At 55.2% G+C, this 25,771-nt stretch carries 27 protein-coding genes and 1 riboswitch; of the genes, 11 read left to right on the forward strand and 16 right to left on the reverse strand.

Annotated features, from left to right (window positions below):
• Positions 1–2 precede the first annotated feature (2 nt).
• Positions 3–137: riboswitch (molybdenum cofactor riboswitch) on the forward strand.
• From moaA to N1249_RS06640, 6 genes are all read left to right on the forward strand, one after another.
• Positions 125–1,114: a GTP 3',8-cyclase MoaA gene (gene moaA, locus N1249_RS06615; RefSeq protein ID WP_259835733.1), complete on the forward strand. Its 990-nt coding sequence runs from the start codon at positions 125–127 to the stop codon at positions 1,112–1,114. (Overlaps the previous riboswitch by 13 nt.)
• Before the next feature lie 24 nt (positions 1,115–1,138).
• Positions 1,139–1,651, forward strand: a complete 513-nt coding sequence (gene moaB / locus N1249_RS06620) for a molybdenum cofactor biosynthesis protein B (RefSeq protein ID WP_166717433.1) — start codon at positions 1,139–1,141, stop codon at positions 1,649–1,651.
• 3 nt (positions 1,652–1,654) lie between these two features.
• Positions 1,655–2,140 carry a cyclic pyranopterin monophosphate synthase MoaC gene (gene moaC / locus N1249_RS06625; protein WP_166717434.1) on the forward strand — a complete coding sequence of 162 codons (486 nt, stop codon included), beginning with the start codon at positions 1,655–1,657 and terminating at the stop codon, positions 2,138–2,140.
• Complete coding sequence (moaD, locus tag N1249_RS06630) at positions 2,133–2,378, forward strand: molybdopterin synthase sulfur carrier subunit (protein ID WP_259835737.1); 246 nt, start codon at positions 2,133–2,135, stop codon at positions 2,376–2,378. Before moaC ends, moaD begins: the two co-directional genes overlap by 8 nt.
• Position 2,379: 1 nt before the next feature.
• Positions 2,380–2,832 (forward strand): molybdopterin synthase catalytic subunit MoaE, encoded by a 453-nt coding sequence (gene moaE / locus N1249_RS06635; protein ID WP_259835740.1) that lies wholly within the window; start codon positions 2,380–2,382, stop codon positions 2,830–2,832.
• Positions 2,833–2,896: 64 nt separating this feature from the next.
• Positions 2,897–3,604: a Bax inhibitor-1/YccA family protein gene (locus N1249_RS06640; protein ID WP_259835743.1), complete on the forward strand. Its 708-nt coding sequence runs from the start codon at positions 2,897–2,899 to the stop codon at positions 3,602–3,604.
• 89 nt (positions 3,605–3,693) lie between these two features.
• Here the strand turns inward: N1249_RS06640 and N1249_RS06645 are convergent, their stop codons facing one another.
• Genes N1249_RS06645 through N1249_RS06655 form a run of 3 tightly spaced genes read right to left on the reverse strand, consistent with a single transcriptional unit; the run spans position 3,694 to position 6,652 of the window.
• A complete protein-coding gene (locus N1249_RS06645; RefSeq protein ID WP_259835746.1) occupies positions 3,694–4,656 on the reverse strand; it encodes a YbhN family protein in 963 nt (320 codons plus the stop codon).
• Positions 4,656–5,894, reverse strand: a complete 1,239-nt coding sequence (gene clsB, locus N1249_RS06650) for a cardiolipin synthase ClsB (RefSeq protein WP_259835749.1) — start codon at positions 5,892–5,894, stop codon at positions 4,656–4,658. The genes N1249_RS06645 and clsB overlap by 1 nt, the downstream gene beginning before the upstream one ends.
• Positions 5,891–6,652 carry an endonuclease/exonuclease/phosphatase family protein gene (locus tag N1249_RS06655; protein WP_259835752.1) on the reverse strand — a complete coding sequence of 254 codons (762 nt, stop codon included), beginning with the start codon at positions 6,650–6,652 and terminating at the stop codon, positions 5,891–5,893. Before N1249_RS06655 ends, clsB begins: the two co-directional genes overlap by 4 nt.
• Positions 6,653–6,785: 133 nt before the next feature.
• Between N1249_RS06655 and N1249_RS06660 the strand changes: the two genes are divergently transcribed.
• Positions 6,786–7,196, forward strand: a complete 411-nt coding sequence (locus tag N1249_RS06660; protein ID WP_014883088.1) for a YbhQ family protein — start codon at positions 6,786–6,788, stop codon at positions 7,194–7,196.
• Here N1249_RS06660 and N1249_RS06665 read toward each other — a convergent pair.
• The 5 genes from N1249_RS06665 to cecR are packed head-to-tail and all read right to left on the reverse strand — an operon-like array spanning position 7,158 to position 12,846.
• The gene (locus tag N1249_RS06665; protein ID WP_259835755.1) at positions 7,158–8,264 is read right to left on the reverse strand and encodes an ABC transporter permease; all 1,107 of its coding nucleotides are present in this window, start codon (positions 8,262–8,264) and stop codon (positions 7,158–7,160) included. The two genes, N1249_RS06660 and N1249_RS06665, sit on opposite strands and share 39 nt — an antisense overlap.
• Before the next feature lie 57 nt (positions 8,265–8,321).
• On the reverse strand, positions 8,322–9,455 hold the full coding sequence (locus N1249_RS06670; RefSeq protein ID WP_259835758.1) for an ABC transporter permease: 1,134 nt from the start codon (positions 9,453–9,455) through the stop codon (positions 8,322–8,324).
• The gene (locus tag N1249_RS06675; RefSeq protein WP_259835761.1) at positions 9,445–11,184 is read right to left on the reverse strand and encodes an ATP-binding cassette domain-containing protein; all 1,740 of its coding nucleotides are present in this window, start codon (positions 11,182–11,184) and stop codon (positions 9,445–9,447) included. The genes N1249_RS06670 and N1249_RS06675 overlap by 11 nt, the downstream gene beginning before the upstream one ends.
• Positions 11,177–12,172: a secretion protein HlyD gene (hlyD, locus tag N1249_RS06680; protein ID WP_166717442.1), complete on the reverse strand. Its 996-nt coding sequence runs from the start codon at positions 12,170–12,172 to the stop codon at positions 11,177–11,179. The genes N1249_RS06675 and hlyD overlap by 8 nt, the downstream gene beginning before the upstream one ends.
• Positions 12,169–12,846 (reverse strand): transcriptional regulator CecR, encoded by a 678-nt coding sequence (gene cecR / locus N1249_RS06685; protein WP_259835778.1) that lies wholly within the window; start codon positions 12,844–12,846, stop codon positions 12,169–12,171. Before cecR ends, hlyD begins: the two co-directional genes overlap by 4 nt.
• Before the next feature lie 239 nt (positions 12,847–13,085).
• Between cecR and rhlE the strand changes: the two genes are divergently transcribed.
• Positions 13,086–14,465, forward strand: a complete 1,380-nt coding sequence (gene rhlE, locus N1249_RS06690) for an ATP-dependent RNA helicase RhlE (RefSeq protein ID WP_259835782.1) — start codon at positions 13,086–13,088, stop codon at positions 14,463–14,465.
• Between the two features lie 97 nt (positions 14,466–14,562).
• Entirely contained in the window at positions 14,563–16,740 is a 2,178-nt protein-coding gene (gene dinG / locus N1249_RS06695) for an ATP-dependent DNA helicase DinG (RefSeq protein ID WP_259835785.1), read from the forward strand.
• On the opposite strand, the gene N1249_RS06700 is transcribed toward dinG, so the two are convergent.
• From N1249_RS06700 to N1249_RS06720, 5 genes are all read right to left on the reverse strand, one after another.
• A complete protein-coding gene (locus tag N1249_RS06700; protein ID WP_259838017.1) occupies positions 16,727–17,227 on the reverse strand; it encodes a fimbrial protein in 501 nt (166 codons plus the stop codon). The genes dinG and N1249_RS06700 overlap by 14 nt on opposite strands.
• A gap of 10 nt (positions 17,228–17,237) precedes the next feature.
• Positions 17,238–18,227, reverse strand: coding sequence for a fimbrial protein (locus N1249_RS06705; protein WP_259835787.1), 990 nt, complete (start codon positions 18,225–18,227; stop codon positions 17,238–17,240).
• A 17-nt stretch (positions 18,228–18,244) separates the two neighbouring features.
• A complete protein-coding gene (locus tag N1249_RS06710) occupies positions 18,245–20,788 on the reverse strand; it encodes a fimbria/pilus outer membrane usher protein (protein ID WP_409193162.1) in 2,544 nt (847 codons plus the stop codon).
• A gap of 26 nt (positions 20,789–20,814) precedes the next feature.
• Entirely contained in the window at positions 20,815–21,489 is a 675-nt protein-coding gene (locus N1249_RS06715; protein WP_259835792.1) for a molecular chaperone, read from the reverse strand.
• A gap of 61 nt (positions 21,490–21,550) precedes the next feature.
• A complete protein-coding gene (locus N1249_RS06720; protein WP_259835795.1) occupies positions 21,551–22,084 on the reverse strand; it encodes a fimbrial protein in 534 nt (177 codons plus the stop codon).
• Between the two features lie 220 nt (positions 22,085–22,304).
• Here N1249_RS06720 and ybiB point away from each other — a divergent pair, with 220 nt between their 5' ends.
• Positions 22,305–23,267, forward strand: coding sequence for a DNA-binding protein YbiB (gene ybiB, locus N1249_RS06725; protein WP_259835798.1), 963 nt, complete (start codon positions 22,305–22,307; stop codon positions 23,265–23,267).
• 116 nt (positions 23,268–23,383) lie between these two features.
• Here ybiB and ybiJ read toward each other — a convergent pair whose 3' ends face one another.
• The 3 genes from ybiJ to mcbA all read right to left on the reverse strand — a co-directional run bounded on the left by ybiJ (position 23,384) and on the right by mcbA (position 24,583).
• Positions 23,384–23,644 (reverse strand): DUF1471 family protein YbiJ, encoded by a 261-nt coding sequence (gene ybiJ, locus N1249_RS06730; RefSeq protein ID WP_259835800.1) that lies wholly within the window; start codon positions 23,642–23,644, stop codon positions 23,384–23,386.
• A 285-nt stretch (positions 23,645–23,929) separates the two neighbouring features.
• The gene (locus tag N1249_RS06735) at positions 23,930–24,196 is read right to left on the reverse strand and encodes a DksA/TraR family C4-type zinc finger protein (protein WP_259835815.1); all 267 of its coding nucleotides are present in this window, start codon (positions 24,194–24,196) and stop codon (positions 23,930–23,932) included.
• Between the two features lie 123 nt (positions 24,197–24,319).
• The gene (mcbA, locus tag N1249_RS06740; protein WP_259835819.1) at positions 24,320–24,583 is read right to left on the reverse strand and encodes a DUF1471 family periplasmic protein McbA; all 264 of its coding nucleotides are present in this window, start codon (positions 24,581–24,583) and stop codon (positions 24,320–24,322) included.
• Positions 24,584–24,824: 241 nt separating this feature from the next.
• Here mcbA and rlmF point away from each other — a divergent pair, with 241 nt between their 5' ends.
• Positions 24,825–25,742, forward strand: a complete 918-nt coding sequence (gene rlmF, locus N1249_RS06745) for a 23S rRNA (adenine(1618)-N(6))-methyltransferase RlmF (RefSeq protein ID WP_259835822.1) — start codon at positions 24,825–24,827, stop codon at positions 25,740–25,742.
• Positions 25,743–25,771: the final 29 nt, after the last annotated feature.

Below are 25,771 nucleotides of genomic sequence, written 5' to 3' on the forward strand. Positions count from 1 at the left end.
AATTTGAAAACATACACTCTAGCCTTTGTGCCTGTGTCGAAAGATATGGCGCTCTGGCCGTGGCGGTTTTGCCACCAGGGTACAGAAAGAAATGACTGTGCCTCCCGTATCTGGAAAGGTGTACATGGCTTCACAACTTACTGATGCTTTCGCGCGTAAGTTCTTCTACTTACGTCTGTCGATTACCGATGTGTGCAATTTTCGTTGCACCTACTGCCTGCCTGACGGTTACAAACCTGGCAGTACCACCAATAACGGCTTTCTCTCCGTGGATGAAGTGCGCCGCGTCACGCGTGCGTTCACTGAACTCGGCACCGAAAAGGTGCGCCTGACCGGGGGAGAACCTTCTCTGCGTCGCGACTTTCCCGACATTATCGCTGCGGTGCGCGAAAACGACCGTATCCGTCAAATTGCGGTAACCACCAATGGGTATCGCATGGCGCGGGACGTGGCGAACTGGCGTGACGCTGGCCTGACGGCGATCAACGTCAGCGTAGATAGTCTCGATGCCCGCCAGTTCCACGCCATTACCGGCCAGGATAAGTTCCGGCAGGTGATGGACGGCATTGATGCGGCGTTTACTGCCGGTTTCGAGAAGGTGAAAGTCAATACGGTACTGATGCGCGATGTTAACCATCATCAACTGGACACCTTCCTGGCGTGGATCAAATCACGCCGTATTCAATTGCGTTTTATTGAGCTGATGGAAACCGGCGAGGGCAGCGAGCTGTTCCGTCGTCATCACATCTCCGGCATGGTGCTGCGCGATGAGCTGCTGAAACGCGGCTGGATCCACCAGATCCGCCAGCGCAGCGACGGCCCGGCACAGGTCTTTTGTCACCCTGATTACGAAGGGGAAATCGGGCTTATCATGCCGTACGAGAAAGACTTCTGCGCCAGCTGTAATCGCCTGCGCGTCTCGTCTGTGGGCAAGCTGCACTTATGCCTGTTCGGGGATGGCGGCGTAGACCTTCGCGATCTGCTGGAAAACGATGCTCAACAGGACGCGCTTGAAGCGCGCATTTCCGAAGCGCTGACGCATAAAAAACAGACCCACTTCCTGCATCAGGGCAACACCGGAATTACTCAGAACCTGTCATACATTGGCGGGTAATCAGTCTTAAGAAGGAACCAGAAGATGAGTCAGGTAAGCGCAGAATTTATCCCGACACGTATCGCTATTCTTACCGTTTCTGAACGCCGTGGTGAAGAGGATGATACCTCTGGCCACTGGCTGCGCGATGCGGCACACGAAGCCGGGCACCATATTGTTGATAAAGCGATTGTTAAAGAGAACCGCTACGCCATCCGCGCCCAGGTTTCCCAGTGGATCGCCGGCGATGACGTGCAGGTGGTGCTGATTACTGGCGGGACCGGTTTTACCGCAGGTGATCAGGCTCCCGAAGCGTTGATTCCTCTGTTTGATCGCGAAGTGGAAGGCTTTGGCGAAGTGTTTCGGATGCTCTCATTTGAAGAGATTGGCACCTCAACCTTGCAGTCCCGCGCGGTGGCGGGGGTCGCGAACAAAACGCTGATCTTTGCCATGCCAGGCTCCACCAAAGCCTGTCGTACTGCGTGGGAGAACATCATTGCGCCGCAGCTCGATGCCCGCACCCGTCCATGTAATTTCCATCCCCATTTAAAGAAATAAGTTATGTCGCAACTGACCCACATTAACGCCGCTGGCGAAGCGCATATGGTGGATGTGTCTGCCAAAGCCGAAACGGTGCGTGAAGCGCGTGCTGAAGCATTCGTTACCATGTTGCCTGAAACCCTGGCGATGATTATCGACGGCAGCCACCACAAGGGCGATGTGTTCGCAACCGCGCGCATTGCCGGTATCCAGGCCGCGAAACGGACCTGGGATTTGATCCCACTGTGCCACCCGTTGATGCTCAGCAAGGTTGAGGTAAACCTGCTGGCGCAGCCGGAACACAACCGCGTGCGAATTGAATCACTCTGCCGTTTAACCGGGAAAACCGGCGTCGAGATGGAAGCGCTGACGGCGGCCTCTGTCGCCGCCTTGACCATCTACGATATGTGTAAGGCCGTGCAAAAAGACATGGTGATTGGCCCGGTTCGTCTGCTGGCAAAAAGCGGCGGCAAATCTGGCGATTTTAAGGTGGACAGCCATGATTAAAGTGCTCTTTTTTGCTCAGGTCCGCGAGCTGGTCAACACCGATAGCCTGACCCTGGAAACTTCATTCGATAACGTTGCCGCACTGCGCGCGCATCTGGCAGGACAAAGCGACCGCTGGGCGCTGGCGCTGGATGAAGGCAAATTGCTGGCGGCTGTTAATCAGACCCTGGTGGATTTTAACCATCCGCTGAAGTCCGGTGACGAAGTGGCGTTCTTCCCGCCGGTAACAGGAGGCTGAAATGGCTGAAACCCGAATTCTGGTAGGTCATGACCGCTTCAGTGTCGGTACAGAATACGACTGGCTGGCGGAACGCGACGAAGATGGTGCGGTGGTCACCTTCACAGGCAAAGTGCGTAATCATAATCTTGGTGACAGCGTAAAAGCGCTCACGCTGGAACATTATCCCGGCATGACCGAAAAATCGCTGGCGGAGATCGTGGACGAGGCGCGCGGGCGCTGGCCGCTCGGGCGCGTCACGGTAATTCACCGCATCGGCGAAATGTGGCCGGGTGAAGAGATCGTGTTTGTCGGCGTGACCAGCGCGCACCGCGGTAGCGCGTTTGCGGCGGGCGAATTTATTATGGACTACCTTAAAACCAAAGCGCCATTCTGGAAGCGTGAAGCAACGCCAGAAGGTGAGCGGTGGGTGGAATCGCGTGACAGCGATAAACAAGCTGCTGGTCGTTGGTAGTCGGTTTACGTAGATGTGTTAGTCTTAAAACGTGTGTCTACTTAATCTTAATCAGGAGTGAATCATGGACCGATTTCCGCGTTCCGATTCGATAGTGCAGCAGACCCGAACCGGTCTGCAAACGTATATGGCCCAGGTGTACGGCTGGATGACAGTCGGCCTGCTGCTGACCGCGTTTATCGCGTGGTACGCCGCAAATACACCTGATCTGATGATGTTTATCTTTTCCAGCAAAATCACCTTCTTTGGGTTGATCATCGCCCAGCTGGCGCTGGTATTTGTCCTCTCTGGTCTGGTGCACAAGCTCAGCGCCGGCATGGCGACCACGCTGTTTATGCTCTACTCGGCCCTGACCGGGCTAACGCTTTCGAGTATTTTCATCGTTTACACCTATTCCTCCATCGCCAGTACATTTGTGGTGAGCGGCGGGATGTTCGGTGCGATGAGCCTGTACGGTTACACCACAAAGCGCGACTTGAGCGGTTTTGGCAGTATGCTGTTTATGGCGCTGATTGGGATCGTGCTGGCATCGCTGGTGAACCTGTGGCTCAAGAGCGAAGCGCTGATGTGGGCAGTGACCTACATTGGGGTGATTGTCTTTGTCGGGCTGACGGCCTACGACACCCAGAAACTGAAAAACATCGGCGAGCAGATTGACGTGCGTGACAGCTCAACGTTGCGCAAATACTCCATCCTTGGCGCGCTGACGCTGTATCTGGACTTTATCAACCTGTTCCTGATGCTGCTGCGTATTCTGGGTAACCGTCGCTAGGGTTGTTTTGCCAGGTGGCGGCTTTGCCTTACCCGGCCTACGAAACGCGAACCGTAGGTCGGGTAAGGCGAAGCCGCCACCCGGCTTATTCACTTCGCTAACATCCTCTCATTCTTCGCCCGCAGCTTTTTCGCCCGGCTCTCCAGCAACAAATAACAGACCGTTGCCAGCGCCAGCGGCAGGAAGTAATAGAGCATTCGGTACGCGAGCAGGGCGGCGATAATCGTTCCCTGAGAGACGTGCTCTCCGGCAAGCAGGGCGATAAACACCGCTTCCAGTACGCCAATCCCTGCCGGGATATGGACAATTACACCTGCGATACTGCTCACCAGCAGCACACCCAGCACGAAGAAATAGTTCACATCCTCGCCGATCAGTAACCAGATGATCACCCCCATCACCATCCAGTTGGCGCCTGATACCACTAACTGTATAGCGGCAAATCGCCAGGAGGGCAGCACCAGCTTTTGGCCTTTTATGGTCATGTGGCGGCGACGTGAAAAAGCACAGGCCCACAGATAAAGCGCGATAATCAGCAACAGCACACTGCCTAAGATGCGCAGCGTAGTGTCATCGATGTACCAGTGTGCGGGCAGTTGCACCACGCCTGCGGTGAAAATAACGCCGCCCAGCAGGATATAACCCAGCCAGTTCGTGGTAATACTCAGGGAGAAAATGCGCGTGATGGTACTGCCAGGCAGCCCAAGCCGTGAATAGAGGCGGTAACGCATCCCGATGCCGCCCACCCAGGTGCTGAGTGTCAGGTTGAAGGCATAGCAAATAAACGACACCAGCATCACCTGCCGTTTCGCCAGTTTATGGCCGCAGTACTTTCGCCCCAGCAGATCGTAACAGCCGTAAATCAGGTAACTGACAATCACCAGTCCAAGTGCGCCTAGCAGTACCATACGGTTGTAATTGCGGATAACCTTCCACACCTCTTCCCAGTCGACTTTCCGGGCGTACACCACCAACAGCACCACAACGGCAATAAAGAAAAGCCAGGTGAGGATTTTCTTAGCCAGGCGCCAGCGAGGATGGGAGCGTGACATCAGGTTTTTCCTCCATCTTCCGCTTCAACGCGATCCTGTGTTTCCATTTCAGGCTGCACTGGCGGGTTGACCAGCGCAAGTTTAGGCGTGTGTGCGGGCAGCCAGCCGACCATGGCCGGGAAATGGCGCAGGAAGTGGAACACCACCACGCCGATACCGAGGTTCCACCAGGTGCGTTTCGGCACCATAGACTCATCCACTCGCACGCAGTCGTTAACGATCAGCCCCTGAAGGTTATCGCGCAGGGTCTGGTTGAACTGGCGATCGTGGACGATCAGATTGGCTTCCAGATTGAGCGACAGGCTCAGCGGATCGAGGTTACTGGAGCCGACGGTCGCCCAGTGATCGTCCATCAGTGCGACTTTTCCATGCAGCGGTCGGCGGCGGTATTCGTAAATCTGCACACCGCCTTTCACCAGATAGTTATACAGTAGACGCGCGCCGACTTTGACAATCGGCATATCGGGCTCACCCTGCACAATCAGTTTCACCCGCACGCCGCGACGCGCCGCATTGCGCATGGCGTGCAACAGGCGGTAGCCAGGGAAAAAGTAGGCGTTGGCAATAATCACCTCGCGCTTTGCGTTCGCCAGCATCTTCAGATAATGACGCTCAATATCGTTCCGGTGTTCGCCGTTATCCCGCCAGACAAACAGCGCCTGCGCTTCGCCGGGCTTGCGGTTCTCTTCCGGGCGATGGCGGCGCTTCCACCAGCGTCGCACAGCATTATTACCCGGCAGGTTTTCCAGTTCGAACAGTAATATGTCCTGAACCACCGGGCCTTCGATACGGATCGCGTAATCCTGCTTGGCCTCCGGGCCATAGTCAGACATATGTTCGGCGGAATAATTAATGCCACCGACAAAGGCGACCGCTTCATCAACCACCACAATTTTGCGGTGCATACGTCGGAAAAGATTGGTGCGCATACCAAACAGACGCGAGCCGGGATCGTAGTAGCGGAATATCACACCAGCCGACGTGAGTTCATTGACGAATTCGTCGCTCAGATCCGGAGAGCCGTAGCCGTCGAGCAGCACTTCGATTTTGACGCCGCGCAGGGCGGCGCGCAGCAGCACGCCATGTAACTGTTTCCCCACCTCGTCCTCGAACCAGATAAAGGTTTCGAGGATCACTTTGTGTTGCGCACGGTCAATGGCCCTGAACACCGCAGGATAATAATTATCGCCATTTTCCAGCAGCGTGATGCGGTTGCCTTCCTGCCATGAGCATCTCATAAGTGGATCTCCGCGCTAAGCGGGGCGTGGTCGGAAAGATGGTGCCAGTTGAGTAACGCCAGGGCGGTTGGGCTACTGGCGTGGGCGTTTTTCACGTAGATGCGGTCAAGCCGCAGCAGGGGAAAGCGCACCGGGAAGGTCCGTGCCGGGCGGCCATTGGCGCGGGTAAAAATCTCCTCAAGCCCGGCATCCACCTTCAACGGGTGGTTGGCCCGCTGCCGCCAGTCGTTAAAATCACCCGCCACCACCACTGGCTCACCTTCCGGCAGGGCATTGCTCCATTCGGCCAGCATCTTTAGCTGCGCCTGACGGTGCGCTTCACGCAGGCCAAGATGCACGCAGCCAACGTGAACGGGAAAGTCCAGTCTGGGGGGGGTAATGCGGCAGTAAAGCAGACCGCGTTTTTCGCTTTCGCCCACGGAAACGTCGCGGTTTTCGTAATATTCGATCGGGAAGCGGGACAGCACCGCGTTGCCGTGGTGGCCTTCCGGGTAAACCGCGTTACGCCCGTAGGCATAATCACTCCACATCGTATCCGCCAGAAATTCGTAGTGCGGCGTATCGGGCCAGTTCTCGACATGCATTGGGTGCACGTCATGGGCGCCCATCACCTCCTGCAGGCAGACGATGTCTGCGCTGACGGTGCGTACAGCATCGCGCAGCTCCGGTAACATGAAGCGGCGGTTAAATGCTGTGAAGCCTTTATGAATGTTTATCGTCAGCACTTTAAGCGAGAAATGCTGCATTTTTTTCGTCATAAGCTCCTTCCTGAGTGACTATCCCGATGAAAATAAAGTGTAGTAGGCGTCACAAAAAGATGCGGCGTTACGGAATTTTCCGTAAAGTGCGGTAGTCTGATTAAGCAGAGAAAAATCCTTCAGGAGAGAAGCCATGAAGTGGCAACAACGTGTTCGTGTCGCAACTGGCCTGAGTTGCTGGCAGATAATGTTGCATTTACTGGTCGTGGCCGTGCTGGTGATGGGCTGGATGAGCGGTACGCTGGTGCGTGTTGGCTTAGGGCTATGTGTTCTTTACGGCGTCACCGTGCTGTCGATGCTGTTTTTGCAGCGCCACCATGAAGCGCGCTGGCGCGAGGTGGGTGATGTGCTCGAAGAGCTCACCACCACCTGGTATTTTGGTGCGGCAATGATTGTGCTCTGGCTGTTGTCGCGTGTGCTGCAAAACAATCTGTTGCTGGCCCTGGCGGGTCTGGCAATCCTCGCAGGGCCTGCGGTGGTCTCACTGTTGACCAAAGAGAAAAAGCTACGCAATGTTGCGTCTAAACATCGCGTACGCCACTGAGCCCGTCGTGGCCGCTATAACCAAAAGCGGCCACAAACTTCCCCAGATAATCGCCATACTCGCATCCTTGAGATAAATTTGCTTGGTGATGTCCGTAAAGTGCCGGATAGGGTTAATCCATGTCAGATCCTGCAGCCACACCGGCATGTTCTCCACAGGTGAGACATACCCCGAAAGCAAAATCGCCGGCATCATAAAGACAAACACGCCGATAAACGCCTGCTGTTGCGTGGAGCACAGCGCTGAAATCAACAGACCAAATCCCACCAGCGACAGACCGTAAATCACCATAGTGAAATAGAACAGAGCCAGCGATCCGGCGAAAGGAATTTGATACGCCCAGATCCCCACCCCCAGCACAATAGTTGCCTGAAAGGTGGCAACAATCAGCGCCGGAACGGCTTTACCGACAAAAATCTGCCAGGTGGCCAGCGGGGACACCAGCAGCTGATCGAGCGTGCCTTGCTCGCGTTCACGGGCGACCGACAACGAAGTCACGATCATCACGCCGATGGTGGTGATCATGGCGATAAGCGATGGCACCACAAACCATTTGTAGTCCAGATTTGGGTTATACCAGTTACGCACTACCAGCTGGCTGTTGTTGGGCTTAGGTTTACCTTCCATCAGCTCCTGCTGGTAGTCCTTCACCACCTGTTGCAGGTAATTTGCGGCAATTTGCGCGCTGTTCGAGTTACGTCCGTCCAGAATCAGCTGCATTGGCGCAGTTTGCCAGGTATCCAGGTTGCGGGAAAAATCGGCCGGGAAACGCACCAGCAGCAGCGCTTTTTGCGTGTCGATGGTGGGCTGGATCTCCTGGGGGCTTTTCAGCAGCAGAATGTGGGTAAAGGCTTTCGCCCGGGCAAAACGCTGAGTCAGCTCGACGGAGTGTTTGCCGCTGTCTTCGTTGTAGATGGCAATGGTGGCGTTCGTCACCTCAAGCGTTGCGGCAAACGGGAACAGGAAAACCTGGATCAGCACGGGCAGAATCAAAATGGCGCGGGTTTGCGGCTCGCGCAGCAGCGATTGCAGCTCTTTGCGTATTAACGTCCATAAGCGGTGAAACATTACATCATCCTCCAGTCGGGTGGCGCTTGCGCTTGCCCGACCTACAAAATCCGTTGGCTAATCTAATCTTCTTTTCGTTTTCATCCACGTCAGCCCGATAAACATCACCGCTGACGCCATCAAAAACAGGATGTTGATAATCAGCACCATCGGAATATTCCCGGCCAGGAACAGGCTTTGCAGTGTACTGACGAAATAACGTGCCGGAATGATATAGGTCACCGCACGGATGACGGCCGGCATACTGTCTATCTGGAAGATAAAGCCCGACAGCATGATAGACGGCAAAAAGGCGGCGTTCAGCGCAACCTGCGCGGCGTTAAACTGGTTACGGGTGATGGTCGAAATCAGCAGCCCCATGCCCAGAGTGCTCAGTAAAAACAGGCTGGTGATAAAGAACAACAGCACCAGCGAGCCGCGATAAGGCACCCCCAGAATGAACACTGACACCAGCATACAGAGCAGCATGGCCAGCATTCCGAGGAAGTAGTAGGGGATAAGCTTACAGAGCAGTAGCTCCACCCGCGTGACCTCGGTGGAGAGCAGCGCCTCCATCGTGCCGCGCTCCCACTCGCGGGCGATCACCAGCGAGGTCAGTATCGCGCCAATCACCGTCATGATAATGGTCACTGCGCCCGGGATAATAAAATGCTGGCTGATGGCGGCCGGGTTAAACCAGTAACGGGTCTGTACGTCGATCAGCGGTTCGAAGGTTTCCCCCCTGTCTTCCGCCCGCTGTTTCTGCCAGAGCTGCCAGATGCCTTCGACATAGCCCTGCACAAAGTTAGCGGTGTTAGGCTCGCTGCCGTCGGTGATGACCTGAATCGGCGCGTCGGCATCGGCGCGCGCCATGTTGGCGGCGAAATCGACCGGGATCACCACCAGGCCGCGAATTTTCCCGGCCTGCATTTTCTGAATCAACGCCTGGCGGTCGTCGCTGATGGTGGCGTCAATGTAAGGCGAGCCGGTCATGGCGTGGGTGAAATCCAGCGCCTCTTCGCTGTGCTGCTCCAGCAAAATCCCCACCCGCAGCTTACTGGAGTCGAGGTTTATCCCGTAGCCGAAGATAAACAGCAGCAGCAGTGGGATCACCACCGCAATCAGCCAGCTGCTGGGATCGCGTACGATCTGGCGGGTTTCTTTGATGCATAACGCCCGCACCCGGCGCCATGAAATCGCGTTATGACGCATTGGCGTGCTCCTTATCCCAGTCGTGAATGAGCGTGATAAACGCCTGCTCCATTGTCGGGTCCGGCTGCTCATCGTCAGCGGCCTGGCTTTTCAGGTCATCCGGCGTGCCGTGGGCGATCAATTTGCCGCGATACACCAGCCCGATGCGATCGCAATATTCCGCTTCATCCATAAAGTGCGTGGTTACCATGACGGTCACGCCTTTTTCCACCATGCTGTTGATATGCAGCCAGAACTCACGGCGGGTGAGGGGGTCGACCCCGGACGTTGGCTCATCAAGAAACAGGATGTCGGGCTCATGCATTAGCGAGCAGGCCAGCGCCAGACGCTGCTTGAAGCCGAGTGGCAGGTCGTCTGTGGCGTGAGACGCAATGTTCGTCAGGCTGAACGCGTCGCTCATGCGGCTGATCTTCTCGTTTTGCGCCCGCCCGCGCAGGCCATAAACGCCGGAGAAAAAGCGCAAGTTCTGTTCAACGGTCAGGTTGCCGTACAACGAGAATTTTTGCGCCATGTAGCCGAGGTGCTGCCGCGCCTTTCCGGAGCTTACTTTCAGGTCCATATCCAGTACCAGCGCCTTACCAGAGGTCGGCACCAGCAGGCCGCACATCATTTTAAAGGTGGTGGATTTGCCCGCGCCATTGGGCCCCAGCAGGCCAAAGATCTCACCGCGTTTCACCGCGAAATTCACGTTGTCGGTGGCGGCAAAATCGCCAAACTTTTTGGTCAGGGATTTGGCTTCAATCACCGTTTCGCCTGGTGTGCCCTCAACCGTATGCAGGATAGCCCCCAGCGGGGATTCTGACGTCCCCGCGCCGCCCAGCAGGTCGATAAACGCGTCTTCAAAACGCGGGGCGGTTTCTTCGATCTCCACATCCGGCATTCCCTGCGCCTGGCGAATGTCGTCCGCCGTGGCCTCTTTCTTGAGAATGACCCGTACGGATCGCCCCTGAATCATCCCGTCGCTGATCTGCGGCAGTTTCAGTACCCGCTGGAGCAGCTTGCGGTTGGACTCCTGCGGGCTGTGCAGCAGGAAGCTGCGTCCGGCCATGCTTTGCGTGAGCTTTGTCGGCTCGCCCTGATAAAGCAGCTCTCCTTCGTTCATCAGCAAGACATCGCGGCACTGTTCCGCTTCGTCGAGGTAAGAGGTGCTCCAGAGGATCAGCATCCCGTCGCCCGCCAGCTCGTGCACCATCTGCCACAATTCACGGCGCGAGATGGGATCCACGCCCACGCCAGGTTCATCAAGCAGCAGCACTTTTGGCTCGCCTACCAGGGTGCAGGCCAGCCCGAGTTTTTGCTTCATCCCACCGGATAACTTACCCGCAAGGCGCTCCGTGAACGGCCCGAGCGAAGTAAATTCCAGCAGACGGGCGAAGGTTTTTTGCCTCGCTTCCCCGGTGACGCTGCGCAAATCGGCGTACAGATTCAGGTTTTCCATCACCGTTAAATCTTCGTACAGACCGAATTTCTGCGGCATGTAGCCCAGCATGGCGTGAAGGGCGCTGTCGTCCTGGACGGGATCAAGCCCAAGCACGCTTGCACGTCCGTCATCAGGTTTGAGCAACCCGGCGAGCATTCGCATCAGCGTGGTTTTGCCTGCGCCATCGGGGCCAACCAGCCCTGTGACATAGCCTTTTTGCAGCGTACAGTTCAGCGGCGCGACGGCGGGTTTATCCATGCCCGCGAAGCGTTTTGTCAGGTTGTCGAGTTGGATAACCGCATCATTCATGTCGTTCCCCGTCGGTGAATTTCACGGTAACCGGCATCCCCTGACGCAGGGAGTCGTCAGCGTCAGTCACGACGATGCGCAGGCGATAGACCAGGTCAGTACGCAGGTCTGGCGTTTCAACGGTTTTCGGCGTGAACTCGGCAGTTGGCGACACAAAGCCTACCTTGCCGTGATAAGGCTTGTCAGGGCGACCATCGGTATAGAGCAGCAGCTCACGCCCAGGCTGGACCTGGCTGAGATTCGGCTCGTCAATATAGGCACGCACCCACACCGGGCGCGTCAGTGAAAGGGTCAGAACGGTGCTGCCCGCGCTTAACATGCTGCCCGGCTCCACGGCGCGGGTCATTAGCGTACCGTCGGACGGGGCAACCAGCGTGGTGTCATGTAAATCCAGCTGTGCCTGCGCCAGTTGCGCCTGCGCCTGCTCGAGGCTGGCTTTGGCCTGGGCGATATCCTGCGGGCGATTACCGGTGTGATACTGGCTTAATTTATCCTGCGCAGATTTAAGCGTTGCCTGTGCCTGGTCGCGGGAAGAGCGGGCATTTTCCAGGTCGTTGGCGGAAATGGTTCGGCTTTTCCACAGCCCCTGCTGACGGGCGTAGAAGTTCTGCGCATAGTCGTAGGCGGCCTGCGCCTGTTTAACTGCCGCCGCGGCCTGGGCAATTTCTTCATCGCGATAGCCTGCCAGCATCAGGTCATACTGTGCCTGGGCGACGGAAACGCCTGCTTTTGCCTGCATCAGCGCGTTCTCGTAGGGCGCGGTGTCCAGCACGCCTAACGTCTGCCCGGTTTTAATGGTGTCACCTTCATCAACAGAGAGGGACGCCAGGCGGCCGCCAACGCGGAAACTCATGTTCACCGTTCGAATATCGACGTTACCGTACAGCGTCAGGCCGTTGTCTTGTCGGCTCTGATACCACAGCCAGCCACCGATCCCCGCAGCAAGCAGAATAACGACCACCAGAATGATGGCGACAGGTTTTTTCATGACTTCAGGCTCCTTAGCGTTAAGCCTTGCAGGATCAGATCAAGGTGACAGGTGATCACCTGGCTAATCTGCGCGGCTTTATCCTCATCAAATTGTGTCCAGCCGGTGCGTAACAAAATGGTTTCCCGGCCCAGGCGAAAAGCCAGCACTTCGCCCAGCAGGGCATGGGTATGCAAAATAGTTTCGGTATCGCTGGCATCGCGGCCGGTATAGGCTGCAATGAGCCGGGTCAGGTGCGTGTGCATCGGAGAGATCACCTGATCGTGAACCAGCTGGTAAGCGGCGGAAGGCGAGAGTTGCTCGCGTGAGATAAACTTACTCAGGTTCAGCGTATCGTCGTGCGTCAGCAGGCGGATCATATTATGGCAGGCGTTGAGGATAAGCTGACGAATGGCGGCCCGGTCGGGCGACGGCTGGCTGAACAGCGCGGTGGCTTCATCAACGTGCTGGCGAAAATGGGTGCCGATAAAATCGGCTATCCACTGCGCACAGGCGAGGTACAAGTCCTCTTTTGAGCCAAAATAGTAGGTAATAGCCGCTATGTTCTGCCCGGCCTGCGCGGCGATATCGCGCGTGGTGGCATGAAGTCCATACTCGCCAAACTGTGCCAGCGCGGCGGCGATAAGCTGGCTTTTAGCCTGTTCGCCTTTGGTTGTTGTTGGGGTTGTATTCATAGCAGTATTTAAAATTAATCAATCGATTGATTAAGATTATGCCCGGTTCACCATTTTGTCCAGCTACCCCCTTGCGCGGGAAATATTTCGTCGATGAATCACAGAGGGATATTTTATGCGCCACGTCACAAAAGCTGCTACACTCCGCTGCTTCGCGACATTGTGGTTTTTGTCCTCTCATATTCGTTATATCTCCCTGAAAACTACACCTGTGATGGTCGGGGCGGTTCGGAGTTTTTATGTCTTTTGATTCCCTTGGCCTGAACCCGGAAATTCTGCGCGCGATTGCAGAGCAGGGCTACGTTGAGCCTACCCCAATTCAGACGCAGGCCATCCCTGCTGTACTGCAAGGCCGCGACCTGATGGCCAGCGCCCAGACCGGTACCGGCAAAACCGCAGGCTTTACCCTGCCGCTCCTTGAGCTGCTGGTAAAAAACCAGCCGCACGCAAAAGGCCGTCGTCCGGTACGGGCCCTGATCCTCACGCCAACCCGTGAACTGGCCGCTCAGATTGGTGAGAACGTGCGTGAGTACAGCCGCTATCTCAACATTCGCTCGCTGGTGGTCTTTGGTGGGGTCAGCATTAACCCGCAGATGATGAAACTGCGCGGTGGCGTAGACGTGCTGGTGGCAACGCCGGGTCGTCTGCTGGATCTGGAACACCAGAATGCGGTGAAGCTCGATAACATCGAAATCCTGGTACTGGATGAAGCTGACCGGATGCTGGACATGGGCTTCATTCATGATATTCGTCGCGTGCTGGCTAAGCTGCCGCCGCGTCGCCAGAACCTGCTGTTCTCTGCGACCTTCTCTGACGAAATTAAGGCCCTTGCCGAGAAGCTGCTGCATAACCCGCTGGAAGTGGAAGTGGCACGCCGTAACACGGCGTCCGAGCAGGTGACCCAGCATGTGCACTTCGTTGATAAAAAACGTAAGCGGGAACTGCTCTCCCAGATGATTGGCCAGGGCAACTGGCAGCAGGTGCTGGTCTTCACCCGTACCAAACACGGCGCCAACCACCTGGCGGAACAGCTGAATAAAGACGGCATTCGCAGCGCCGCGATCCACGGTAACAAGAGCCAGGGTGCGCGTACCCGTGCGCTGGCAGATTTTAAATCTGGCGATATTCGTGTGCTGGTGGCAACTGACATCGCCGCGCGCGGTCTGGACATCGAAGAGCTGCCACACGTGGTGAACTACGAGCTGCCAAACGTGCCGGAAGATTACGTTCACCGTATCGGCCGTACCGGTCGTGCGGCGGCAACCGGTGAAGCACTGTCTCTGGTCTGCGTGGATGAGCACAAGCTGCTGCGCGACATCGAACGCCTGCTGAAGAAAGAGATCCCACGCATCGAAACCCCGGGCTACGAAGTGGACCCGTCCATTAAAGCCGAACCAATTCAGAACGGTCGCCAGGGCGGTGGTCGTGGTCAGGGTGGTGGCGGTCGTGGTCAGCAGCCGCGTCGCTCTGAAGGTGGAGCACCGAAATCAGGTAAACCGCCACGTCGTAACAACGATGCCAAACCGGCGGGTGAAAATCCGTGGCGTAGCGGCGAAGGGAAACCGGCTGGAGAAGGGCAACGTCGCCGTCGCCCGCGCAAACCGGCTAACCCGCAGTAATCTGGAAGCCCGGCTGTAAAGCCGGGCTTTTCTTTTTGCGACAACGAAAAGAAAGTGCCACAATAGTGGCTGTTTATACAGTATTTCAGGTTTTCCGATGGCTTTAACCGCTGCGCTAAAAGCGCAAATTGGCGCCTGGTATAAGGCGTTACAACAGCAGATCCCCGACTTTATCCCCCGAGCACCGCAGCGGCAGATGATTGCTGACGTGGCAAAAACGCTTGCCGGGGACGACGGGCGACATCTGGCGATTGAAGCCCCCACAGGGGTCGGGAAAACCTTGTCGTACCTGATCCCCGGTATTGCCATCGCCCGTGAAGAACAAAAAACGCTGGTGGTCAGTACCGCTAACGTGGCGTTGCAGGATCAGATCTACAGCAAAGATTTACCGCTGCTGCGCAAAATTATCCCGGACCTGCGCTTTACGGCGGCATTTGGGCGCGGGCGTTATGTCTGCCCGCGTAACCTGGCGGCGCTCGCCAGCAGCGAACCCACGCAGCAGGATCTGCTCGCATTTCTGGATGACGAGCTGACGCCAAACAACAAAGCCGAGCAGGATCAGTGCGCGAAGCTAAAAACCGAACTGGATAGCTATAAGTGGGATGGCCTGCGCGATCACACCGATCAGGCCATTGGCGATGACCTGTGGCGCCGGCTCAGTACCGATAAAGCCAGCTGCCTGAACCGTAACTGCCACTACTACCGCGAATGCCCGTTTTTTGTCGCTCGCCGTGAAATTCAGGAAGCGGAAGTGGTGGTGGCTAATCATGCGCTGGTGATGGCCGCACTGGAAAGCGAAGCGGTTCTGCCGGAGCCGAAAAACCTGCTGCTGGTGCTGGATGAAGGCCACCATCTGCCTGATGTGGCGCGGGACGCGCTGGAAATGAGCGCCGAGATCACCGCGCCGTGGTTTCGCTTGCAGCTGGATCTGTTCTGCAAACTGGTGGCGACCTGTATGGAGCAGTTCCGCCCAAAAAACACGCCACCGCTGGCGGTGCCTGAGCGTCTGAGCGAGCACTGCGAAGAGGTTTATAGCCTGATTGCCTCACTCAATACCATCCTCAATCTCTGGCTTCCGGCAACGCAGGAGGCTGAACACCGCTTTGCGATGGGCGAACTCCCGGATGAAGTGATGGAGATATGTCAGCAGCTGGCGAAGCACCTTGAAAAGCTACGTGGGCTGGCGGAGATGTTTTTAAACGATCTTAGTGAGAAAACCGGTACCCATGATGTGGTGCGGTTACACCGCATCCTGCTTCAGATGAACCGCGCGCTGGGGATGTTTGAAGCGCAAAGCAAGCTGTGGCGACTGGCCTCGATGGCGCAGGCCTCTGGCGCACCGGTCACCAAGTGGGCCACCCGTGAAGTGAAAGATGGCCAGGCGCATCTGTTTTTCCACTGCGTGGGGATCCGCGTAGCCGATCAGCTGGAAAAGCTGATCTGGCGTAGCGTACCGCATGTGGTGGTCACTTCGGCCACGCTGCGTTCCCTGAACAGTTTTTCACGCTTGCAGGAGATGAGCGGCCTGAAAGAGAAAGCGGGCGATCGCTTCGTGGCGCTGGACTCGCCGTTTAACCACTGCGAGCAGGGGAAGCTTGTGATCCCGCGCATGAAGTACGAACCGCTTATCGACAACGAAGAGCAGCATATCGCCGAGATGGCCGCCTACTTCCGCGAGCAGGTCGAGAGCAAAAAATACCCCGGGATGCTGGTGCTGTTTGCCAGCGGGCGTGCGATGCAGCGCTTTCTGGAACATGTTACCGACCTGCGTCTATTGCTGCTGGTACAGGGCGATCAGCCGCGCTATCGACTGGTGGAGTTGCACCGCAAACGTATCGACAACGGCGAGCGCAGCGTGCTGGTGGGGTTGCAGTCGTTCGCAGAAGGTCTTGATTTGAAGGGCGATTACCTGACGCAGGTGCATATTCATAAAATTGCCTTCCCGCCTATCGACAGCCCGGTGGTGATCACCGAAGGCGAGTGGCTGAAAAGCCTGAATCGTTATCCGTTTGAAGTACAAAGTCTGCCTGCGGCATCGTTTAACCTGATTCAGCAGGTGGGGCGATTGATCCGTAGCCACGGGTGCTGGGGGGAAGTGGTGATTTACGACAAACGTCTGCTCACCAAAAACTACGGTGGTCGCTTGCTGAATGCGCTGCCGGTTTTCCCTATCGAACAACCCGAGGTGCCAGAGGTAAAAAAACGCCCGGCGACTAAACCTGCCGGGCGTAAAAAAAGCATCCGTGCTAAGGGGCGCGGTCCTACTGGTAAGTAAAGGTGACCTGGACAACGCTGCTGAACGTACCGGCGCTCACGGGCATGGCGGTAGCGTAATAGCGTGCAGCCAACGGGAAATCGGCAGTATGCGTTGTGGCGTCTATCACGGCATTGAAACTCGATTGAGGGGCTAACGTAATAAAATCCGTTCTGTCAGCTAATTCAAGAGCAACCCCGGTAGCCGTACCCGTGTTGGCGAATTTATTAGGATGCTGCGCATCGGGTTGTCCATTCACGGTAATCGTGGCCAGCATCAGACTCGGCGGGCACTTTGACAGGGTCAGGTCAAAGTTTTTCCATTCCCCCGTATCACCGATATCCTTGAAATCACTGGCTACGGCCTGCCCAAGATCTACCACCATATTCTGACTGGCACTGTCCACCTGGCAGGTGGTGTCGTAAATATTCCCCTGGATATTGACCGTCACGTCGGTCGCGCCCGCAGAGAGGCTCGCCAGCGCGAGTAAAAAGGGTAATCTGTTCATCATCGCTCCGTTACTGATATTCCATATCGATGGTGACAACCGTGTTGGCTTTCCCCGCCGTGACGGTGGTATCCGTCTGGTAATACTGTACGGCGAAGGGGATAACATCCGGTACGTTGGGTTCAGTGCTTCCGCCAACCGGGATCGGGTAGTTGTATTTAAGATCAACACCATCGAGCAGCATCCTTACCCCCACCCCCGTGGCGCTGTCGCTACCGGGGGTGAGATTGAGCACATCGTCGTATTGGCTGTTAACACCATTCGCGCTGGTCACGGAGGCCGTAAGATTCACCGCTTCTGTACAGGTGGCAGTGATGTTGAAATTCTTCCAGGCCGTGTAGCTGCCTACATGGGTAAATTGCGTAACCGGGAAATCGCCGAGTGTGACCGTCAGATTCAGCGGATCGATGGAGCAGGTCGCCGTTCTTTCGGATACTGTGGCGGAATAGCGGCTGGCATTGCGTGCGCCAGAAATACCGACAGAGTGATATACACCGAATCCAAAAGGATCTTCCGCATCTGAAATGGTGCCGCTACCGATATGGGACGCCGTTTTTATTAGCCTTTCGGTATAGCTGAAAGAGAAAGTCTGTCCGCTGTCGCTGCTGACGGTTCCTATCGGGGTTGAGGTTGAGTCGCATGTGTAACCTTGCCCGCGAACGATCTGACCGTTACTGTTCACGAGTTCAATGCCTATGCCGTCTACGTTGGTGGAGTAAATGCCCGGCATACCAGGCACTTCCGTTCCCGTTCCGTAATAGCAGGAAACAATGGTGTGACTTGTTATCGTCCCGACACAGCTGCCGTTAACGGTATGTGTTTTTGCCGAACCCGGGATGATGCCGCCGATATCAAGGGTCGTGGGTACGGAAAGCGTGCCGGCATCAAGGATATAGGGCAGATCGGTGCTATCACAGGTTGTCGCCGCCTGCGCATGCGGCATCAGGCACGCGCTTGTAAGGAACAAAATCAGCGCAAAGGCATATTTAAGCATGTTCATTTTTTCCTCGAAAAGGGTCATACGCACTGCGCCGTGATGTTAAGCACTGCACCATCGTCTTTTGCTGGCAGGTGGTAGGCTGCGGTACAGTGGCTGTCGGCGGTTTTTCCCCAGGTGACGTCAATCGTGCCTTTTTCGTGCATGCCGGTCAGGTACACCTGACCGCCGTCGCCCACGATAAACTCGCCGTCCTGATGGGTCTGAGATGCCGTCGCGCCGAACGGGATCGTGCGTCCATCAGCGCGTTTCAACGTCATTAATACCCGGCTGCCAACGTGCGTTTCATAATGGGCGCGCACGATGGCGCCGCGCGTTGGCGTCACGGTTTTGGCTGCCCGATCGACGTCCGCATTTCCAGGCAGTGTTTCTGTGTTGAGCGCCAGGGTGTTATGACGGTACGGCGACACGTACGGCACAATGGCATAGCCGCGGAAGTCGGTATTTACGCCGGTCTGGTTGGTGATGTTGGTGTCGTCTGCGCCCGGCGCTTCGACCAGCGCGGCCGTCTCGCCCATTGGCTGACCCAGCGTGACGCCGTGCGCATGGGCGATCATGCTTCCCTGAAGACCGACGTTGAGCTGTCGCTGCTGGTTATCCTGTGAATATCCGGCGTTCACTTCACCGTAGGTGCCTTTGTAGTCGGCATTCAGGCTGGTGCTGTCGCCGCTGCTCTGGCTATGGCCCTGTTGAACACCCCAGCTGAGATTATTGCCAGCCAGCGCGGTACCGTTCAGGCCCACGCTTTGGGTGGTATCATGTTTCGTGCTGTTCAGGTTGTAGTTCACCCAGGTGTTGCTGAGCCAGCGATCGAGAGGAACGGAAATGTTGAAGGCGATGGTCTGCTCGCTGGTTTTTTCGTTGTCATCGTCGCTGCCGTCACGGGTGTTTTTATCCAGCCCGTAGCTCAGGCCGTAGCTGATGCCGTGCCACGAGTTGTTGTAACCCAGGTTCATTGAGGTCATCCCCTGGCTGGCGTTCCAGTAGTTTTCTTTCACCAGGCTCAGCGTCAGGGAACCGAACGACCCGCCTAAGGACTGATCAACAGTCGCCTCTTCACGGCTGCGGCGAGAATCGGGTGTTTGCCAGTCATCATTGCGGGTGTGCGAGTCCAGCGTATCCTGTAGGGTGTAGAAGCCTTTGCTGTTGTAGCGATAACCGGCAATGGAAAAATGAGTACCGGTGGTTGCGATGTCTTTGCTGTAGCGAATGCGCCATGAAAGCCCGTGAGTCGTATCTTGATCCTGCATCTCTGACTTCGCGTCGGTAACATCCACCGAGAACGCACCGAGATCGCCGATGTTTTTGCCAAACCCCAGCGCCAGCGCATCGTAGTACTGGCTGGCCTGCACGCCGCCGTAGGCCGTAAAACCGTAAGGCAACCCGTAGATTGCCGTACCCTGCACAAAAGGCGTTTTTTCGACGTCGCTGTCGTAGCTGCGATAGCGACCTGCGGTGAGGCTGTATTTAAGGCGGCCTTCGCGCTGCAAGATCGGCACCGACGCGTAGGGCACCACAAAATGTTGTTCGCTACCGTCCGTCTCTTTAACGGTGACGTTCAAATCTCCGCTGCCCCCCGTGGGGTAGAGATCGTTTATCTCGAATGCGCCGGGGGCGACGTAGTTTTGGTAAATCACGTAGCCATTCTGGCGGACGATGACCTGGGCGTTGCTGCGCGCCGTGCCACGGATCACCGGCGCAAAACCTTTCATGCTGTCAGGGAGCATGTCGTCATCCGAGGCGATCTGCGCTCCGGTGTAAGATATGCTGTCAAACACGTCCGAAGGTGAAGAGCTTTGCCCGAATTTGACGTTACTCCCAAGGCCGATAATATCGCGCTGGGCATAGGTATAGACCGACGAAAACTCACTCTCGGCGTCACCCTCACCGCTGGTTTTGCTCCAGGTGGAGTAGTTACGCAATCGCCACGCGCCGAGGTTAAGCCCGGGGCGCAGGTTGAGAAACTCGCTGCGCTGGTCGGTGCCGTTCTCGCTCTTGCCGTGGTTGTCCCCGGCGGTAAAGCTGTAATTCAACAGCAGGGCATTGATCCCTTCGTCGTACTCTTGCGGGTCGACATAATCATGCGGTACCTGGGTGATGGCGGTCTGTGGAATGCTTAACAGCAGCTGCTGAGGATTAACGTGAAATGTGGCGCTGGCTGAAGGAATAACGCTCAGGTCAATGCACTGTGCTTTATCATCCTGCACGAATTTGTCGACCTTGATGCCAAAGCTTTTTAGCTGGGACGCACTCAGGCACGGTTGCAGGCTTGATTTTCCGCTGGCATCTTTTTTTAGCGTGAACTCAATCTCTTTGCTGCCTACTTTATTATTGTTAACGAAAACGTCGACGTGATATTTCCCTGGCGCCTGGCCTGGGCCAATTTCATAAATACTGAGATCTGTTTTACCCTGACCCGGGTTGTCGATGTCCAGCAGCGCCGGGTTGAAATAATCTTCGGCCAGAACTTTTTGCACACAAACGCCCAGCAAAGTACATCCCAATGCAATAAGCATTGAGCGACCGTACTGTTTAGGGGGTTCGGTGGTGTATTCCCAGCACATAATGAGTATCAGATATCCCTGGAATATTATTGAATCTGTGCGGTATATGACTGACTAATACCGCCGTAGTCATTAATGATTTTCCAGCTCACCGAGTGCGCGGTAATCTTTGCCGGCGTGGTGAAATGCGTTTCACTTTTTGGTGCGGCATAGGTGACTTTATCGATTTTCTTGCCGTCCAGTTTGATTTCCTGGAAGTTCATATAAAACGGCGTAGGGTTTTCAACAATAAGCTGGTTGCCTTGTCTGTGCCAGGATAATTGCGTAGTGACATCTTCCGGTTTGCCGGTAATATTTTTCGGGCGATACAGGAGTTTAATTCGGGTTTTAATCGCGATCTGTAGCGTGTTCGTGTTTTCATTGCGCCCGGAAGAGGGAATGGATTTAATATTTAACCAGAACAGCGATTCACGATCGGCAGGTAAATTCCCTCCGGTTCTGATAATGCGCAGAACGTTTTCCTGTTTTGCATCAAGGCGGAACAGAGGTGGCGTAATCAGAAACGGGGCTTTCTCGCGCGCGTTGTCTTCTGTTTCTACCCACGACTGCACCAGGTAGTCGAGGTTGTCCGGGTTGGTGATCCCAATAGACGACTCTTTTTTATTTTCCGGGTACACCACGCGCGTGCCACCGATGGTAATTCCGGCATGAGCGGCAGAGGTGATTAATAAAAATGAGGAGAGCAGAAGATATTTACGCATTGCGATACCGTAATCAAGAAGTAACAGATATTAGCCACTGGAGTAGCTAATATCTGCTTTATTAGTTGTAAACGATGGTGAAGGTTGATGCGGCATTCGCCAGCCCGGCAGTAATAATATCTCCGGTCTGGATATAGCGTGCACCAAATTCCAGGTCGTTCGTTGTGGCACCAGGCGTGAGCGTATACGCTGCGGAAGCCGTATATAAACTCAGTGGGTTTTGAGTTTTATCCAGCAGCTGAACACCCACACCCGACGCAGCACCTGTGCCTGACGTCACAGCAAGGATATCCTTATTGTTACTGTCAGGTGTCCCGCCGAACGTTACCGATGCGCTGGTGACCGTTTCAGGACAATCTTTAAGCTGGATACTAAAGCGGGTTGTCGACGTCGTCGAACCACTTCCGGTAAATGCAGATTTAGCAACTTTACCTAATGAGACATCAAGTGGATTGCTTAAACCATTTACAACCGTACATGCAGAATCAATAACTTCACCTGTGAAATTAATTTGACCTTCACCACCGGATGCGAATGCAGATACAGAAGCACATGCCATCCCGGCAGCGATGCCCGCAATAATAAATTTTTTCATTTTAATCCTCTGAATGAAAGTGTGAGACTTCTGACATTAATCATCACGTGGCTGATTAATTCGGTGTGAACTATCGCTGAGAATTATTTTTCGCTCAATTTATCTTCAGACCATTTTTATCCTCAAAGCGTCTTCACAGGCTTCCGGGAGAGGAAAATGATTACCTGCCAGGCATTTATCAGGGCTATAGTATTTGCAAAGAGCCGTAAGGAGAGATGTCGTGGATTACCGTAAAATTATCAAAGAGGTAGGCCGGGGGAAAAACCACGCCCGTGACCTGGATCGGGAGACAGCCCATGCGCTGTACACCCATATGCTCAAGGGTGATGTTCCCGAGCTGGAGATGGGCGGTATCCTGATTGCCCTGCGTATTAAGGGTGAAGGTGAAGCCGAAATGCGCGGCTTCTATGACGCGATGCAGTCGCAAACGCTGCGCTTAACGCCGCCCGTCGCTAAACCGATGCCGATTGTCATTCCCTCCTACAACGGCGCGCGCAAGCAGGCTAACCTCACGCCGCTGCTGGCGATTTTGCTGCATAAGCTTGGATTCCCGGTCGTGGTGCACGGTGTGAGTGAAGATCCCACTCGGGTGTTGACGGAAACGATCTTTGAACTGCTGGGCATTGAGCCGACACTGCACGCAGGCCAGGCGCAGGCGAAACTGGATGGCCATCAGCCGGTTTATATTCCTGTAAGGGTGCTCTGCCCGCCGCTGGAAAAGCAGCTGGATATGCGCTGGCGCATGGGCGTGCGAAACAGCGCGCATACGCTCGCAAAACTGGCGACCCCCTTTGCAGAAGATGCAGCGCTGCGCCTCTCCAGCGTCTCTCATCCGGAATATGTAGCGCGAGTCGGGATGTTTTTTGAGGAGATTGGCGGGCGAGCGCTGTTGATGCACGGAACAGAAGGGGAAGTTTACGCCAACCCGCAGCGCTGCCCGCAGATCGCGCTGATCGATGCATCCGGCACGCGCGTTGTGCTTGAGCGCGGAGAAGAGAATAGCGATGTGGTCCTGCCTCTCGCTAAAGATCCGCACACGACCGCACACTGGATTGAGCAATGCCTTGCCGGGAATGCCCCCGTTCCGCACTCCATTAAGCTGCAAATGGCCTGTTGCCTGTATGCAACGGGTGAAGCTGAAACGGTGGAAGCCGGGCTCCAGCGCGTTGAGCAGTCATTTTAGGCAAAAAAAAGCCCGTCCAGTGGCGGACGGGCAAGCAAGGGTAACAACAACAGGGTCAATGAGGGTGGAGCAACTCGCCAGAGGGTATAGCGAGTGTGGAGCATAATTCCGTTCGGTTATTTGTAGATAACCGCAGTACCGCTAAGTTTGTTGTTGGTGTTCGCGGAGGTAATGGTATAACCGCTTGCACCCGCTGCTTCAGCTTTTGCAGCCAGTTTGGCTTCCAGACCGTCCAGAGTGGTTGCACCTTCAGCACTTACCACACCGATTTTATTCATGTTCTGTGCCTGAGCAGAGGAGACTGCTTCTGCGGCGAACGCGCCAAAGGACAGAGCAGACAGGGCAACAGCAGCAACAGCATATTTGATGGTTTTCATAGTTAATCTCTCGCAGGTTATTCTGTTAAGGGGACGATGTTCCGTCGATGTGATAAGTATCACGTTTTTTTGCGGAGGATAAAATCGAAGAGAATTGACGGCGTTGCTCAAAAAAATTGAATGACAAATAAGTTATTGAATATTAATAAATTCGAAAGCGTGATTTACACTTCTTGTCGCTGCGCTTTACAGAGCCAGAGTGAAGGGCACATTTTGCTACGCGTGGTGCGAAATTTCGTGAGCGTAAAGGAAACCTCTTGCGCGGTTAGTTTACGTAAATCAAAGTCAACGTAACTGGCTGTCTTTCGATCCTCTGCGATTATATCCCGCATAAGATGAGTTATGTGAATCTTTATCCTGCTGACAGGTGATGCATAACCGGACGCCGGGAATGGCTTTGCGCCGGGCCTCGGGAATCGGTTCGCCACACTCAGCGCACTCTTCTAAACTTTCGCCCTGCGGGATCTCACCGCGAGCGCGTGCGACAGCATCTTCAATTGTACTGTTGATCTGCTCGTTGACCGCGTCGTCATTTGCCCAACCGGAAGCCATTACTTACTCCTGCACAGGGGATGTACCTCATAAGATTACTATGGGGTCAAAAAACGTACAGTCAAGGCGGGAAAAAGAGAACCGCATCTGCCGGGCAGATGCAGCTCTTTATCAGGAGGGAGCTTATTTGTAGATAGTGGCTGTACCGTACATACGGTTTTCACCGCCGGCAGAATTAACCACAATGCCTTTAGCACCTTCTTCACGCGCTTTTTCGGCGAGTTTCGATTGCAGGTCGTCAAGATTGGCTGCACCTGTTACGGAAACCGTGCCCGAAGGGCGCAACTGCCCGGTATCGTTATGCGATAGTGTCTCAACAGACCAGGCGGAGAAAGATGCTCCAGCCAGTGCGCCTGCAATAACGATGAGTGTCAGGTATTTCTTCATAATCACATCCTCTGAATGACAACGGGTGATCCTTAGTAAGTTTAGAAGCTTGCAGAGTGTGATTTGGAGCAAATATTTGATGATGATCTGCTTATTTTTTGAACGATATAAATTGACAAATCATTGACAGATCATAGACATACAGGCCACTGATTTTTTTCGCAATTTTGTGCCCCGCACAGAGATATTTACCCTGGGGTCGGCAAAGGGTATCTTACGCCGCTGTTTAAAGGAGAATGCCATGACTTCCCAAAAGCCGGGGTTGCACCCGCGTAACCGTCACCGCAGCCGTTATGATATGCAGGCGCTGTGCCTGAGTTGCCCACCGTTGCAGGACTTTATTGTGCAAACGCCTGCGGGTGAACCGTCGGTTAACTTTGCCGATCCGCAGGCTGTCAAAATGCTCAATAAAGCGTTGCTTGCCCACTATTACGGCGTTACGCACTGGGATATTCCCGAAGGCTTTCTCTGCCCACCGGTTCCGGGGCGCGCGGACTATGTTCATCATCTTGCCGACCTGCTGGCGGAAGATAACGCAGGCGTTATCCCGAAACAGGCCACGATCCTGGATATCGGCACTGGCGCGAACCTGATTTATCCGCTGATTGGCGCGCATGAATACGGCTGGCGTTTTACCGGAACGGAAATTGACGCCAGCGCCTTCTCCAGTGCGCAGGCGATTATCAACGCCAATGCCGGACTCAGCCGTACCATTCGACTGCGTCGGCAGAAAGATGCCGCAGACATTTTTAACGGCATTATTCATAAAAATGAGCAGTACGATGCCACCCTGTGCAACCCGCCGTTCCATGACTCTGCGGCTGCTGCGCGCGCTGGCAGCGAGCGTAAACGCCGTAATCTGGGGCAGGCGGAAGATGGCGCGCTGAATTTTGGGGGTCAGCAGCAGGAGCTGTGGTGTGAAGGTGGCGAAGTGGCCTTCATTCTCAAAATGATCGACCAAAGCAAAGCCTTTGGCCGCCAGGTGAAATGGTTTACGACCCTTGTTTCCCGCGGGGACAACCTGCCGCCGCTGTATCGTGCGTTAACGGAAGCGGGTGCGGTTAAAGTGGTGAAAAAAGAGATGGCGCAAGGCCAGAAGCAGAGCCGCTTTATCGCGTGGTCGTTTATGGACGATAACAAACGCAAAAAGCAGGCCTGAACCCGTAGGCCCGGTAAGCGCAGCGCCAC

It is taken from the genome of Enterobacter sp. CP102 (assembly GCF_025152625.1).
In the GTDB taxonomy this organism is placed as follows: Bacteria; Pseudomonadota; Gammaproteobacteria; order Enterobacterales; family Enterobacteriaceae; genus Enterobacter; species Enterobacter soli.

Excerpts from the sequence above, each read along its gene's own strand:
- moaA (WP_259835733.1), top strand. The coding sequence starts at position 125 with ATGGCTTCACAACTTACTGATGCTTTCGCGCGTAAGTTCTTCTACTTA.
- moaB (WP_166717433.1), top strand. The coding sequence starts at position 1,139 with ATGAGTCAGGTAAGCGCAGAATTTATCCCGACACGTATCGCTATTCTT.
- moaC (WP_166717434.1), top strand. The coding sequence starts at position 1,655 with ATGTCGCAACTGACCCACATTAACGCCGCTGGCGAAGCGCATATGGTG.
- moaD (WP_259835737.1), top strand. The coding sequence starts at position 2,133 with ATGATTAAAGTGCTCTTTTTTGCTCAGGTCCGCGAGCTGGTCAACACC.
- moaE (WP_259835740.1), top strand. The coding sequence starts at position 2,380 with ATGGCTGAAACCCGAATTCTGGTAGGTCATGACCGCTTCAGTGTCGGT.
- N1249_RS06640 (WP_259835743.1), top strand. The coding sequence starts at position 2,897 with ATGGACCGATTTCCGCGTTCCGATTCGATAGTGCAGCAGACCCGAACC.
- N1249_RS06645 (WP_259835746.1), bottom strand. The coding sequence starts at position 4,656 with ATGTCACGCTCCCATCCTCGCTGGCGCCTGGCTAAGAAAATCCTCACC.
- clsB (WP_259835749.1), bottom strand. The coding sequence starts at position 5,894 with ATGAGATGCTCATGGCAGGAAGGCAACCGCATCACGCTGCTGGAAAAT.
- N1249_RS06655 (WP_259835752.1), bottom strand. The coding sequence starts at position 6,652 with ATGACGAAAAAAATGCAGCATTTCTCGCTTAAAGTGCTGACGATAAAC.
- N1249_RS06660 (WP_014883088.1), top strand. The coding sequence starts at position 6,786 with ATGAAGTGGCAACAACGTGTTCGTGTCGCAACTGGCCTGAGTTGCTGG.
- N1249_RS06665 (WP_259835755.1), bottom strand. The coding sequence starts at position 8,264 with ATGTTTCACCGCTTATGGACGTTAATACGCAAAGAGCTGCAATCGCTG.
- N1249_RS06670 (WP_259835758.1), bottom strand. The coding sequence starts at position 9,455 with ATGCGTCATAACGCGATTTCATGGCGCCGGGTGCGGGCGTTATGCATC.
- N1249_RS06675 (WP_259835761.1), bottom strand. The coding sequence starts at position 11,184 with ATGAATGATGCGGTTATCCAACTCGACAACCTGACAAAACGCTTCGCG.
- hlyD (WP_166717442.1), bottom strand. The coding sequence starts at position 12,172 with ATGAAAAAACCTGTCGCCATCATTCTGGTGGTCGTTATTCTGCTTGCT.
- cecR (WP_259835778.1), bottom strand. The coding sequence starts at position 12,846 with ATGAATACAACCCCAACAACAACCAAAGGCGAACAGGCTAAAAGCCAG.
- rhlE (WP_259835782.1), top strand. The coding sequence starts at position 13,086 with ATGTCTTTTGATTCCCTTGGCCTGAACCCGGAAATTCTGCGCGCGATT.
- dinG (WP_259835785.1), top strand. The coding sequence starts at position 14,563 with ATGGCTTTAACCGCTGCGCTAAAAGCGCAAATTGGCGCCTGGTATAAG.
- N1249_RS06700 (WP_259838017.1), bottom strand. The coding sequence starts at position 17,227 with ATGAACAGATTACCCTTTTTACTCGCGCTGGCGAGCCTCTCTGCGGGC.
- N1249_RS06705 (WP_259835787.1), bottom strand. The coding sequence starts at position 18,227 with ATGAACATGCTTAAATATGCCTTTGCGCTGATTTTGTTCCTTACAAGC.
- N1249_RS06710 (WP_409193162.1), bottom strand. The coding sequence starts at position 20,788 with ATGTGCTGGGAATACACCACCGAACCCCCTAAACAGTACGGTCGCTCA.
- N1249_RS06715 (WP_259835792.1), bottom strand. The coding sequence starts at position 21,489 with ATGCGTAAATATCTTCTGCTCTCCTCATTTTTATTAATCACCTCTGCC.
- N1249_RS06720 (WP_259835795.1), bottom strand. The coding sequence starts at position 22,084 with ATGAAAAAATTTATTATTGCGGGCATCGCTGCCGGGATGGCATGTGCT.
- ybiJ (WP_259835800.1), bottom strand. The coding sequence starts at position 23,644 with ATGAAAACCATCAAATATGCTGTTGCTGCTGTTGCCCTGTCTGCTCTG.
- N1249_RS06735 (WP_259835815.1), bottom strand. The coding sequence starts at position 24,196 with ATGGCTTCCGGTTGGGCAAATGACGACGCGGTCAACGAGCAGATCAAC.
- mcbA (WP_259835819.1), bottom strand. The coding sequence starts at position 24,583 with ATGAAGAAATACCTGACACTCATCGTTATTGCAGGCGCACTGGCTGGA.
- rlmF (WP_259835822.1), top strand. The coding sequence starts at position 24,825 with ATGACTTCCCAAAAGCCGGGGTTGCACCCGCGTAACCGTCACCGCAGC.